We start from the raw sequence: 12,244 nt of genomic DNA on the forward strand, positions 1-12,244 counted from the left end.
TAAACGAATTAAGGGATCCCGTGCTCGACAGAATCAAAGCCTGCTTCACCGAAAGCATTCAAACCCAAATTGCAGCAGCGGAAGCACTCCCGGACGCCATCTCACGTGCGGCGATGACGCTCGTTCAGTCGCTGCTGAACGGCAACAAAATCCTCTGTTGTGGTAATGGCACTTCCGCCGCCAACGCACAGCATTTTGCTGCCAGTATGATTAACCGTTTTGAAACAGAGCGTCCTGGTTTACCCGCCATTGCACTAAATACCGATAATGTGGTCTTAACCGCAATTGCCAACGATCGCCTGCATGACGAAATCTATGCTAAGCAGGTGCGAGCGTTGGGACACGCCGGCGACGTGCTGCTGGCGATTTCTACGCGCGGCAACAGCCGGGACATCGTGAAAGCCGTGGAAGCGGCGGTCACCCGCGATATGACTATCGTGGCGTTAACCGGTTATGACGGCGGTGAACTGGCTGGCCTGTTAGGGCAGCAGGACGTCGAAATCCGCATTCCGTCGCATCGCAGCGCGCGAATTCAGGAAATGCACATGCTCACCGTCAACTGTCTGTGCGATTTGATCGATAACACGCTTTTTCCACACCAGGACGATTAAGGAGAACACATGAAGGCTCTCTCGCCCCTCGCCATTCTGCTGTCTGCGCTACTGCTTCAGGGATGCGTTGCTGCCGCGGTAGTCGGAACGGCAGCAGTCGGCACTAAAGCCGCGACGGACCCGCGTACGGTAGGTACTCAGGTGGACGACAGCACGCTGGAGCTGCGCGTTAACAGCGCGCTGTCGAAAGATGAACAAATTAAGAAACAGGCCCGCATCAACGTGACCGCCTACCAGGGCAAAGTTCTGCTGACCGGGCAGTCCCCAACGTCCGATCTCTCCGCGCGCGCGAAGCAAATCGCTATGGGCGTAGAAGGTACGACGGAGGTGTTTAACGAAGTGCGTCAGGGCCAGCCGATCGGCTTAGGAACCGCGTCTTCGGATACCTGGATCACCACCAAAGTCCGCTCCCAGCTGCTGGGTACCGACCAGGTGAAATCCTCCAACGTGAAGGTGACAACCGAAAACGGTGAAGTGTTCCTGATGGGTCTGGTAACCGACCGTGAAGGACGCGCGGCGGCGGATATCGCCAGCCGGGTGAGCGGCGTGTCTCGCGTCACCACCGCCTTTACCTATATCAAGTAAGCGTCTCTGCCTCCCGGCCAGCGCTACGCTGAGCCGGGCTACGGGTTCACCGTTGGCTGTGGGCCGGTAGCCCGGACAGGCGCGCAGCGCCGCCTCCGGGAAGATCATCACAGTAAAGCGACTCCCCCGACCACCGCGCCGCACAGCGCCACCAGCCCACCGGTCAGCCACAGCGCCTTCGCCGGGAACGCTTTACGCAGCATAATCAGTGACGGTACGCTGACAGCAGGCAGCGTAATCAGCAGCGCCAGCGCGGGCGCCATGCCCATTCCTGCCAGCATCATGGTCTGCACAATCGGGATCTCCGCCGCCGTCGGTATCACAAACAGGCAGCCGGCAATCGCCATGGCAATCACCCAGAACAGCGTATTCTCCACCACGCCATCGGCGTGAGGGAATAGCCACACCCGCGCGGCGCCCAGCACCAGAACCGCCAGAATATAAACCGGGATGGTATTCCAGAACAGCGTCCACAGCGCGCGCAGCCAGCGGCTGAAGAAGCCGTCCTGCCCCGTTGTGACCGACATTTCAGGCACGGGAACCGGCTGCGTCGCCGCTTCTTTCACCCATTTCTGAACCAGCGTGGCGACCACCAGTACGGTCGCCAGTCCCGCCAGCAGGCGAATCAGCGCAAACTGCCAGCCCAGCACGAAGCCCATAAACACCAGCGTCGCCGGGTTGAGCAGCGGATTGCCCAGCCAGAATGCCAGCGCGCCGCCCATGGATACCTGCTGTTTACGCATTCCCGCAGCCACCGGCGCGGCGCAGCAGGTGCACATCATCCCCGGCAGAGAGAACGCGGTCCCCAGCAGCGTACCGCGAAAACGCGATTGCCCTAACGTGTGCCGCAGCCAGTCACGCGGGATCAGCACCTGAATGAGCGATCCCAGCAGCACGCCTAATACCGCCGCTTTCCATACCGCCAGGAAATAGACCAGCGCGTAATCCCAGGCCGCAGCGAAAGGATTCGCGTCGCTATTTGCAAGAATGGATTTGCCGATACTGTGCGTCTCAGCGGCGGTAAAGGCTTTGCCGTAATAGGGCTGCCATTTAACGAACCACAGACCAACGATAACGACGAGAAAAAACAGCGCGGGCTTCCACCATTGAAACGGTGCTGCCGCCTGAGATGAAGACTGACCAGCCATAGCATTCCCCAGGGAGTGTCATGATAAATTGAGGACATGAATACTACGCCTCCGGGGAAACTTTGGAAATCAGTAATCCCCCGCGCGCGCGGCCCTTTCGCGCAGCTGCGACGAGGAGAGAATGCGGACGCCTTCCTGCGCGGGCGAGAGCGCCTCCGCGAGTAGCGCGCTTGCCACGTCCCGCGCGTCTATCGATTTCAGGTTTCCCGGCAGCAGGCTAAAAAGCGGCGCAAGGAGCGTTTCGCCGGTGCGTTTTTTTTCGCGCTCGCCTATCAGCATTGACGGGCGGGCAATGGTCAGGCGCGGCCACTGCTGCGCAATCAGCGCCTCTTCCATCTCACCTTTTACGCGATTATAGAAAAAGGGCGAATGCGCATTGGCCCCCATCGCGCTGACGACCAGCATATGCTGCGCGCCCAGCTTTTTTCCCACCAGCGCGGTATCAATGACCAGCGTATAATCGGCATGCACAAACGCCTCTTTGCTACCCGCTTCCCGGCGGGTAGTCCCCAGACAGCAGAAAACAATATCGACCGGATCGACCACCTGCGCCAGCGCGTCCGTGAGCTGCGGATCGTGCGGGTTAAATACGCCGGAGATATCGGTCAGCGGCCGACGCGTGGGCGCAGCAATGGACTTAATATCCGGTACGTTGAGTAGCATTCGCAGTAAGTGACCACCAACTAACCCGGTTGCCCCCGTTAACAGTACCTGACTCATCGAAACTCCTTTGCAGATTTTTCTATGTTGCGATCCCAGCCTCATGTTCCAGACTTAATACTCTACGAGGTAATTATCCATCATCATCAGGGAAATGCCTCATTCCACACCGAAACACTGGAGGAAGAATGAGTAAGAAGATAGCCGTTTTAATTACCGACGACTTTGAAGACTCCGAGTTCACCTCACCCGCGGACGCCTACCGTCTGGCCGGACACAAGGTGGTGACCATTGAAAAACAGGCGGGGAAGAAGGTAAAAGGGAAAAAAGGGGAAGCTGAAGTCGTTATCGATAAAGCCATTGATGACGTCAGCCCTGCCGACTTCGACGCCCTGCTGCTGCCGGGCGGATATTCACCGGACTCGCTGCGCGGCGACGAACGCTTTGTCACCTTCACCCGCGATTTTGTCAACAGCGGCAAACCGGTCTTCGCCATCTGCCATGGTCCGCAGCTGTTGATTAGCGCCGATGTGATTCGCGGGCGCAAGCTGACGGCCGTGAAGCCTATCGTCGTCGACGTGAAAAACGCCGGTGGCGAATTCTATGACCAGGAAGTGGTTATCGACAACGAACAGCTGGTGACCAGCAGAACCCCGGACGACCTGCCGGCCTTTAATCGTGAAGCCTTACGCCTGCTCGGCGCCTGATTCGCGCAGCCAGTGCAGCTTTTTCCCAAAGCCCAGCGTGTTATCGGTGAACTTGATCTCATCGGGACGAATCTCCCAGACGGATGCCGATAGCATGCGGGCGACAGGAAAACGGCTGACGTAGCGCTTGCGCATCGCCGCCTCTTCTTCCCCGGTGAGGCGGCGAATTTTACCTTTGAACTGTACGCCGCGGATCAGCGCCACGCTCTTTGGCTGGCCGTTGACCGTCCCGGCCACGTTGGCGCTTTCCCCGGTCATTTGGCCGTGGCGCGTTTTTTCATCGCTGAGCAGATAAAATGCGACCTTCTCCGGGTCATAAACGTAAAAAGCATTGGCGCACCACAGCTCATCATCGCGGGCGACGCACCAGGTCACGACGTGCTGCTTACCCAGCCAGCGGCCGATCGCGGCGAGCGTATCCATCTTTACTCTCCAGTATGTTATGGTGCTCACACCTTAACATAGCGACCTCTGTACCGTGTGCTGGTTTCTCTATCTGATTCGTACCGCCGATAATCGCCTTTATACCGGGATTACCACCGATGTTGCACGCCGCTTTTGCCAGCACCAGACTGGCAAGGGCGCGAAAGCGCTGCGTGGAAAAGGCGAGCTTCAGCTGGCCTTCAGTCAGGAAGTTGGTGAACGCTCACTAGCGCTACGGCTTGAGTATCGTATTAAGCAGCTAACGAAGCGCCAGAAAGAGCGCCTCGTTGCCGGGGACGGTTCATTTGAGGCGCTGCTGGAAAGCCTCAGAAGCGATTAAAGTGGTCGCTATATTCGACCAGCCCGCTCACGCCGTTCAGCGCGTCATCGGCCAGACGATGCACCTGGAAAGCCTCAGCGCTATCGGGCCAGCGGCAGCGCAGATCGAAACGCGCCGCGGGTTCAAAGCCCAGACGGCCATAGAGCGCCGGATCGCCAAGCGTCACGACGGCGGCATAGCCAAACTCGTTCAGGGAATCGAGCCCTTCATAGACCAGCTGACGCCCGATGCCCTGACCGCGGTAGCTTTCATCGACCGCCAGCGGAGCCAGTCCAACCCACTGCAGCTCTTCGCCTTCGACGGCGACCGGGCTAAAGGCCACGTAGCCTACGACCTGACCTTCGTCATCCGTCGCCACCACGCCCAGCGTGATCAGGCCATCTTCACGAAGACTGTGCACCAGCTGCGCTTCCGCGTCGCCGCCGAAGGTACGACGCAATAGAGCATCGATACCCGGCGCATCAATCCCAATCTCTACTCGAATCAGCATGCCTCACCTACCGATGTCTGTTCAGGTTTCTGCGGGCCTTTCAGGCCAGCTTCAACAAAGTCCGCCAGCTGCAGCAGCATAATACGCAGCGCCTTTGGCATCTGCTCCAGCTCAATGGCATCCATCAGGTTTTTTACATACAGTCCCAGCTCGGTATCGCCTTCGATAACCAGGCGACGCTGGAAGAACAGCGTATCCGGATCCTGCTTACGCGCCGCGATCATCAGCAGGTCGCTGGCGTCGGCGCTGAAGCTGACGTCCGCTTCAGCCGCAGGGCTGACCACCAGACGACCGTCCACCACCGAGGTATACCACAGCAGGCCGATGTCGCGCACATGAATACTTAACCAGCGCCCCTCGAGAAACTCCAGTTCCCCATCCGCCAGCGCCTGGCGAAATTGCCAGCTTAATACCTGTTCCAGCACCTGGCGCTTGAGGGCAAATGGCGCCAGCTTAACCGGCACGCTCATCATCGACGGGCCAAAGTGAACCAGTTTGGAACGCAGTTTATCCAACACAAGCTTTACTCCATGAATGCAATAGTTCCTCTATTGTGCCATATCAAATAAACGACATAGCGGCGTAAATCAACAAAATCACGATGCCGGGCCGCAGGTATTGATCCCGCCAATACGCTTTTAACTGCCTCAAATCAAAAATTGTCACCAAAAGGTTAACTAAAATCCCAGCTCATTAACCATCCAGCGTCCCTGACGGGCCGCGTTTTTCAGGAAAAATTATGGAGCTGCTCTGCCCAGCCGGTAACCTTCCGGCGCTTAAGGCGGCCATCGAAAACGGCGCCGATGCCGTCTATATCGGGCTGAAAGATGACACCAACGCCCGCCACTTTGCCGGCCTTAATTTCACCGAAAAGAAACTGCAGGAAGCCGTCAGCTTTGTGCACCAGCATCGTCGCAAACTGCATATTGCCATTAACACCTTCGCGCATCCTGATGGTTATGCCCGCTGGCAGCGCGCGGTCGACATGGCGGCGCAGCTGGGCGCCGACGCGCTGATCCTCGCCGATATCGCGATGCTGGAATACGCCGCCGAGCGTTATCCGCATATTGAGCGCCACGTTTCCGTCCAGGCCTCGGCCACCAACGAAGAGGCGGTAAAGTTTTATCATCGCAATTTTGACGTCGCCCGCGTGGTGCTGCCGCGCGTGCTGTCGATTCACCAGGTCAAACAGCTGGCGCGCGCCACGCCGGTGCCGCTGGAGGTTTTTGCCTTCGGTAGCCTGTGCATTATGGCGGAAGGCCGCTGCTACCTTTCCTCTTATCTGACCGGCGAATCGCCGAATACCGTCGGCGCCTGTTCGCCGGCGCGCTTCGTGCGCTGGCAGCAAACGCCGCAGGGGCTGGAATCACGCCTTAACGAAGTGCTGATTGACCGCTATCGGGACGGTGAAAACGCCGGCTATCCCACCCTCTGTAAAGGGCGGTATCTGGTCGACGGCGAACGCTACCACGCGCTGGAAGAGCCCACCAGCCTGAACACCCTGGAGCTGCTGCCGGAACTGATGGCGGCCAATATTGCCTCGGTGAAAATCGAGGGGCGCCAGCGCAGCCCGGCGTACGTTACCCAGGTGGCGAAAGTCTGGCGTCAGGCGATCGATCGCTGCAAAGCCGATCCGCAAAACTTCGTACCGCAGTCCGCGTGGATGGAGACCCTCGGTTCCATGTCCGAAGGTACGCAAACCACCCTTGGCGCCTATCACCGTAAATGGCAGTGAGAACAGCAATGAAATATTCATTAGGGCCGGTGCTTTATTACTGGTCAAAAGAGACGCTGGAAGATTTTTACCAGCAGGCGGCAAGCTGCAGCGCGGACACGATTTACCTCGGCGAAGCGGTATGCAGCAAACGTCGCGCCACCAAAGTCGGCGACTGGATCGACATGGCAAAAACGCTGGCGGGAAGCGGTAAACAGGTGGTGCTTTCCACCCTCGCGCTGGTGCAGGCGTCCTCGGAGCTGGGCGAACTGAAGCGCTATGTCGATAACGGCGAATTTCTGATTGAAGCCAGCGATCTCGGCGTCGTTAATCTGTGCGCGGAACGTAAGCTGCCGTTCGTCGCCGGGCACGCGCTTAACTGCTACAACGCCGTCACCCTGCGTCTGCTGCTCAAGCAGGGCATGGTGCGCTGGTGTATGCCGGTCGAACTTTCCCGCGACTGGCTGGCGAATTTGCTGACCCAGTGCGACGAGCTGGGCATTCGCGGCCGGTTTGAGGTGGAGGTCCTGAGCTACGGTCATCTGCCGCTGGCCTACTCCGCCCGCTGCTTTACCGCGCGCTCGGAAGACCGGCCGAAAGACGAGTGTGAAACCTGCTGCATAAAATACCCTAACGGGCGCGACGTGCTTTCGCAGGAGAACCAGCAGGTGTTCGTCCTCAACGGCATTCAGACCATGAGCGGCTACGTCTACAACCTCGGGAATGAGCTAAGCGCCATGACCGGGCTGGTGGATATGGTTCGCCTGTCGCCGCTGGGTAGCGAGACCTTCTCTATGCTGGACGCCTTCCGGGCGAATGAAAACGGCGCGGCGCCGCTGCCGCTGACGGCGAACAGCGACTGCAACGGCTACTGGCGACGACTGGCCGGGCTGGAATTGCAGAGCTGATTAACCGCTCACTTTGTTAATGGCTATCGCTGCTTTTTAATGCACTATTAAAGATGCAGCTTTTCTGGCTGGCGTATCCTGGATACGCCAGGCTGGAAGAAGACCTTCAATCTGATGACGATGCTGTAGCAAAGTGAGCCTTTATGACTGACAAATCTGTTTCGTTCTCGGTGCTCGATCTGGCGCCGATCCCGCAAGGTTCTTCCGCAAAGGAAGCCTTCTCCCACTCTTTAGACCTGGCGCAGCTGGCGGAAAAGCGCGGCTATCACCGCTACTGGCTGGCCGAACACCATAATATGGTCGGTATCGCCAGCGCGGCGACTTCCGTCCTGATTGGCTACCTTGCCGCGAATACCACCACTCTGCATCTGGGCTCCGGCGGCGTGATGCTGCCGAACCATTCGCCGCTGGTGATTGCCGAGCAGTTCGGTACGCTCAATACGCTCTACCCGGGACGCATTGATCTCGGCCTTGGCCGCGCGCCGGGCAGCGATCAGCCAACCATGCGCGCGCTGCGTCGCCATATGAGCGGTGAAGTCGATAACTTCCCGCGCGATGTCGCGGAGCTGGTGGACTGGTTCGACGCCCGCGATCCTAATCCGCACGTGCGCCCGGTTCCCGGCTATGGCGAGAAGATCCCGGTCTGGCTGCTCGGCTCAAGCCTGTACAGCGCCCAGCTGGCGGCGCAGCTTGGGCTGCCGTTTGCCTTCGCCTCGCACTTCGCCCCGGATATGCTCTTTCAGGCCCTGCACCTCTACCGCACCCACTTCCAGCCGTCAGAGCGGTTAGCGAAGCCGTACGCGATGGTATGCATTAACATTATTGCCGCCGACAGCGACAGAGATGCGGAATTTCTGTTTACGTCCATGCAGCAGGCGTTCGTCAAACTGCGCCGCGGCGAGACCGGACAGCTGCCGCCGCCGGTGCAAAATATGCATCAGCTGTGGTCCGCTTCAGAGCAGTACGGCGTCGAAAAAGCGCTGAGCATGTCGCTGGTCGGCGATAAAGCGAAAATCCGTCACGGGCTGGAGTCGATCCTGCGGGAAACCCAGGCCGATGAAATCATGGTCAACGGCCAAATCTTCGATCATCAGGCGCGCCTGCATTCATTTGATTTGGCGATGCAGGTGAAAGAAGAGCTTCTCGGATAGTGAAAAATGCGGCATTTCTGCCGCATTTTCAATTAGTGATAGGTGGGTAATACGTTAAAGCTCGACAGGAAATGCACGATAACGTTACCCAGCCCGAACAGCAGAACCAAAGCAATCATCGGCTTTCCGCCCCAAACGCGAAACAATGGGCTACCAAAGCGTTTGCGCGATGCGCGAGCCAGCAGCGCCGGTACAATTGCCGCCCAGATTGTCGCCGCCAGCCCCGCATAGCCGATCGCGTAGAGGAATCCGTTCGGCCACAGCAGGCCACCCTCCATCGGCGGAACAAAGGTGAGAAGCGCGGTTTTAAAGCGTCCCAGCGCGGAGTCATCGAACCCGAACAGATCCGCCAGATAATCAAACAGACCGAGCGTCACGCCAAGGAATGAACTGGCAACGGCAAAGTTCGAAAAGATGACTAACAGCAGATCCAGACTCCGGCTGTTCAGTACCCCACTGAGCGCCTGGACCAGGACATCTATGTTGCCCCCCTTCTGCGCAATACCGATAAACTCAGGGCGCGGGATATTGCCCATCGTCACCAGCAGCCACACTACGTACAGACCCAGCGCCAGCAGCGTACCGTAAACCAGGCACTTAACGATTGTGCGCGGATCTTTGCCGTAGTACTTCATCAGGCTCGGCACGTTGCCGTGATAGCCGAAGGACGCGAGGCAGAACGGCAGCGTCATCAGCAGATAGGGCATATACGAGGCATTTTGTTCAGCCACGTTAAACAGAGTGGTCGGCTGGACGTGCCCCAACAGGCTGCCAAAGGTCAAAAAGAAGGTAATGACCTTAGCTCCCAGCACAATGGCCGTCATGCGGCTCACCGCTTTGGTGCTCAACCAGACGATAAACGCCACCAGCAGCGCAAAACCGAAACCTGCCGCCCTTGCCGGTACGTTCAGCGACATTTCGCTAAACGTATGGTGCAGAATCGAGCCGCTGGCGGAGATATAGGCGTAAGTCAGAATATAAAGAACAAAGGCGATCGACACGCCGTTAACCAGATTCCAGCCTTTGCCGAGCAGATCTTTAGTAATGGTATCGAAGCTCGAGCCAATCCGGTAATTCAGGTTCGCTTCGAGGATCATTAACCCGGAGTGAAGCATACAAAACCAGGTAAAAACCAGCGCCGCCAGAGACCAGAAGAACCACGCGCCGGACATCACAACCGGCAGTGAGAACATGCCCGCCCCAATAATCGTCCCGCCAATAATCACTACGCCGCCAAACAAGGACGGTCGGGTTGCCGTAGTGGTAAGTGTCGCCATTTGCCGAAATCTCCAGTCGAAAATACTTTTCTTGTTATCAACGTGACGCACTGTACCAGTACACGAGTACAAAGGGAATAAAAAAAGCCCCAATCATAAAGATCGGGGCTGTATCGTTTACTTTACGTTAGCGGAAAGCGCTAATTATGCATCGCCACCGAAACGACGACGACCTGCGGAGTCATCGCGACGCGGAGCTGAAGCATCATCGCGGCGCGGCGCGCGGCCACCTTCACGACGTTCGCCGCTGAAACGACGACCTTCACCACGGCCGCCTTCGCGACGCTCACCGCCGAAACCACGGCCTTCACGACGTTCACCACCGCCGAAGCTACGACCGCCTTCACGACGCTCGCCGCCGCCACGACGTTCGCCGCTGCGTTCAGGACGCGGCTGAGCATCGCCCAGCAGCTGCATGTTCATCGGCTTGTTCAGGATGCGGGTACGCGTAAAGTGCTGCAGCACTTCGCCCGGCATGCCTTTCGGCAGTTCGATGGTGGAGTGAGAACCAAACAGCTTGATGTTACCGATATAACGGCTGCTGATGTCGCCTTCGTTAGCAATTGCGCCAACGATGTGACGAACTTCAACGCCGTCATCACGGCCCACTTCAATACGGTACAGTTCCATATCGCCAACGTCACGACGCTCACGCTTCGGACGATCTTCGCCGCTGCGTTCCGGACGGTCGCCGCGCGGGCCACGGTCGTTACGGTCGCCGCGACGTTCGAAACGATCGTCACGGTCGCGGAACTCGCGCTTAGGACGCATAGGCGCATCCGGCGGCAGGATCAGCGGACGTTCGCCCTGAGCCATTTTCAGCAGCGCGGCGGCCAGCGTTTCCACGTCCAGCTCTTCGCCTTCGGCAGACGGCTGGATTTTCGCCAGCAGCGCACGGTACTGATCCAGATCGCTGCTTTCCAGCTGCTGCTGAACTTTCGCCGCGAATTTTTCCAGACGGCGTTTGCCCAGCAGTTCTGCGTTCGGCAGTTCAACTTCCGGAATGGTCAGCTTCATCGTACGTTCGATATTGCGCAGCAGACGACGCTCGCGGTTCTCAACGAACAGCAGCGCGCGGCCAGCACGACCCGCACGACCGGTACGGCCGATACGGTGAACGTAAGACTCGGAATCCATCGGGATATCATAGTTAACCACCAGGCTGATACGCTCAACGTCGAGGCCACGGGCCGCAACGTCGGTTGCAATCAGGATATCCAGACGACCGTCTTTCAGACGCTCCAGAGTCTGCTCACGCAGGGACTGGTTCATGTCGCCGTTCAGCGCAGCGCTGCTATAACCGCTACGCTCCAGCGCTTCGGCCACTTCCAGGGTCGCGTTTTTGGTACGAACGAAGATAATCGCCGCATCAAAATCTTCCGCTTCCAGGAAACGCACCAGCGCTTCGTTTTTACGCATACCGTAAGCAGTCCAGTAGCTCTGGCTGATGTCCGGGCGAGTTGTTACGCTCGACTGGATGCGCACTTCCTGCGGCTCTTTCATAAAGCGGCGGGTAATACGGCGAATGGCTTCCGGCATGGTGGCAGAGAACAGAGCGGTCTGATGACCCTCCGGGATCTGCGCCATAATGGTTTCTACGTCTTCGATGAAGCCCATGCGCAGCATTTCGTCAGCTTCATCCAGAACCAGACCGCTCAGCTTAGAGAGATCCAGCGTACCGCGTTTCAGGTGGTCCAGCAGACGACCCGGGGTACCGACAACGATTTGCGGCCCCTGACGCAGCGCGCGCAGCTGCACGTCATAACGCTGGCCGCCGTACAGGGCAACCACGTTTACGCCGCGCATATGTTTAGAGAATTCCGTCATTGCTTCAGCAACCTGTACCGCCAGTTCGCGGGTCGGCGCCAGCACCAGAATCTGCGGTGCTCTCAGCTCAGGATCGATGTTGTTCAGCAGCGGTAAAGAGAACGCTGCGGTTTTACCGCTACCCGTCTGGGCCATACCCAGAACGTCGCGGCCGCCCAGCAGATGCGGAATGCACTCAGCCTGGATCGGAGATGGTTTTTCGTAACCCAGATCGTTAAGCGCTTCAAGGATGGGAGCCTTCAGGCCCAGATCTGCAAAAGTGGTTTCGAATTCAGCCATGTAGTACGTGTGCCTCAAAATTAATGGCGGCCAGTCTACATAACTCATCGTGAAAATTTACGGTAATTTTCATTGAAAAGTGTGAACCGGCTCAAAGTAGGTGTATTAACGAACAACAACGCCC

Annotated in this window: 15 protein-coding genes; 7 read left to right on the plus strand and 8 right to left on the minus strand. The window is 58.0% G+C overall.

Annotated elements, in window-relative coordinates; translation table 11 throughout:
• The first annotated feature begins 20 nt into the window (after positions 1-20).
• Both diaA and dolP read left to right on the plus strand, forming a co-directional pair.
• Entirely contained in the window at positions 21-611 is a 591-nt protein-coding gene (gene diaA, locus F8562_RS13100) for a DnaA initiator-associating protein DiaA (protein WP_002918211.1), read from the plus strand.
• A 9-nt stretch (positions 612-620) separates the two neighbouring features.
• The gene (gene dolP / locus F8562_RS13105; RefSeq protein WP_004125578.1) at positions 621-1,196 is read left to right on the plus strand and encodes a division/outer membrane stress-associated lipid-binding lipoprotein; all 576 of its coding nucleotides are present in this window, start codon (positions 621-623) and stop codon (positions 1,194-1,196) included.
• 107 nt (positions 1,197-1,303) lie between these two features.
• On the opposite strand, the gene F8562_RS13110 is transcribed toward dolP, so the two are convergent.
• Both F8562_RS13110 and F8562_RS13115 read right to left on the minus strand, forming a co-directional pair.
• Entirely contained in the window at positions 1,304-2,344 is a 1,041-nt protein-coding gene (locus F8562_RS13110; RefSeq protein ID WP_014226967.1) for a permease, read from the minus strand.
• A gap of 69 nt (positions 2,345-2,413) precedes the next feature.
• Entirely contained in the window at positions 2,414-3,064 is a 651-nt protein-coding gene (locus F8562_RS13115; RefSeq protein ID WP_014226968.1) for an NAD(P)H-binding protein, read from the minus strand.
• A gap of 128 nt (positions 3,065-3,192) precedes the next feature.
• Between F8562_RS13115 and F8562_RS13120 the strand changes: the two genes are divergently transcribed.
• Positions 3,193-3,711: a type 1 glutamine amidotransferase domain-containing protein gene (locus F8562_RS13120; protein ID WP_004854517.1), complete on the plus strand. Its 519-nt coding sequence runs from the start codon at positions 3,193-3,195 to the stop codon at positions 3,709-3,711.
• Here the strand turns inward: F8562_RS13120 and F8562_RS13125 are convergent.
• Entirely contained in the window at positions 3,691-4,134 is a 444-nt protein-coding gene (locus tag F8562_RS13125) for a YhbP family protein (RefSeq protein ID WP_014226969.1), read from the minus strand. The genes F8562_RS13120 and F8562_RS13125 overlap by 21 nt on opposite strands.
• A 55-nt stretch (positions 4,135-4,189) precedes the next feature.
• Between F8562_RS13125 and F8562_RS13130 the strand changes: the two genes are divergently transcribed.
• On the plus strand, positions 4,190-4,474 hold the full coding sequence (locus tag F8562_RS13130; RefSeq protein WP_014226970.1) for a GIY-YIG nuclease family protein: 285 nt from the start codon (positions 4,190-4,192) through the stop codon (positions 4,472-4,474).
• On the opposite strand, the gene F8562_RS13135 is transcribed toward F8562_RS13130, so the two are convergent.
• Together F8562_RS13135 and ubiT are read right to left on the minus strand one after the other, a co-directional pair.
• A complete protein-coding gene (locus F8562_RS13135) occupies positions 4,461-4,964 on the minus strand; it encodes a GNAT family N-acetyltransferase (RefSeq protein ID WP_004125592.1) in 504 nt (167 codons plus the stop codon). The genes F8562_RS13130 and F8562_RS13135 overlap by 14 nt on opposite strands.
• A complete protein-coding gene (gene ubiT, locus F8562_RS13140; protein ID WP_004854523.1) occupies positions 4,958-5,482 on the minus strand; it encodes a ubiquinone anaerobic biosynthesis accessory factor UbiT in 525 nt (174 codons plus the stop codon). The genes F8562_RS13135 and ubiT overlap by 7 nt, the downstream gene beginning before the upstream one ends.
• A gap of 221 nt (positions 5,483-5,703) precedes the next feature.
• Here ubiT and ubiU point away from each other — a divergent pair, with 221 nt between their 5' ends.
• From ubiU to F8562_RS13155, 3 genes are all read left to right on the plus strand, one after another.
• Positions 5,704-6,699 carry a ubiquinone anaerobic biosynthesis protein UbiU gene (gene ubiU, locus F8562_RS13145; protein WP_004106058.1) on the plus strand — a complete coding sequence of 332 codons (996 nt, stop codon included), beginning with the start codon at positions 5,704-5,706 and terminating at the stop codon, positions 6,697-6,699.
• A gap of 8 nt (positions 6,700-6,707) precedes the next feature.
• The gene (locus tag F8562_RS13150; RefSeq protein WP_014226971.1) at positions 6,708-7,586 is read left to right on the plus strand and encodes a U32 family peptidase; all 879 of its coding nucleotides are present in this window, start codon (positions 6,708-6,710) and stop codon (positions 7,584-7,586) included.
• A gap of 143 nt (positions 7,587-7,729) precedes the next feature.
• Positions 7,730-8,737: a luciferase-like monooxygenase gene (locus tag F8562_RS13155; RefSeq protein ID WP_014226972.1), complete on the plus strand. Its 1,008-nt coding sequence runs from the start codon at positions 7,730-7,732 to the stop codon at positions 8,735-8,737.
• Between the two features lie 32 nt (positions 8,738-8,769).
• Here F8562_RS13155 and mtr read toward each other — a convergent pair whose 3' ends face one another.
• From mtr to yrbN, 3 genes are all read right to left on the minus strand, one after another.
• Entirely contained in the window at positions 8,770-10,014 is a 1,245-nt protein-coding gene (mtr, locus tag F8562_RS13160) for a tryptophan permease (RefSeq protein ID WP_094909418.1), read from the minus strand.
• Positions 10,015-10,158: 144 nt separating this feature from the next.
• Complete coding sequence (locus F8562_RS13165) at positions 10,159-12,120, minus strand: DEAD/DEAH family ATP-dependent RNA helicase (protein ID WP_014839626.1); 1,962 nt, start codon at positions 12,118-12,120, stop codon at positions 10,159-10,161.
• Positions 12,113-12,193: a protein YrbN gene (yrbN, locus tag F8562_RS13170; RefSeq protein ID WP_085903200.1), complete on the minus strand. Its 81-nt coding sequence runs from the start codon at positions 12,191-12,193 to the stop codon at positions 12,113-12,115. The genes F8562_RS13165 and yrbN overlap by 8 nt, the downstream gene beginning before the upstream one ends.
• Positions 12,194-12,244 lie beyond the last annotated feature (51 nt).

Origin of the sequence: Klebsiella sp. RCJ4, from assembly GCF_009025755.1 — a bacterium.
Taxonomy (GTDB): Bacteria; Pseudomonadota; Gammaproteobacteria; order Enterobacterales; family Enterobacteriaceae; genus Klebsiella; species Klebsiella michiganensis.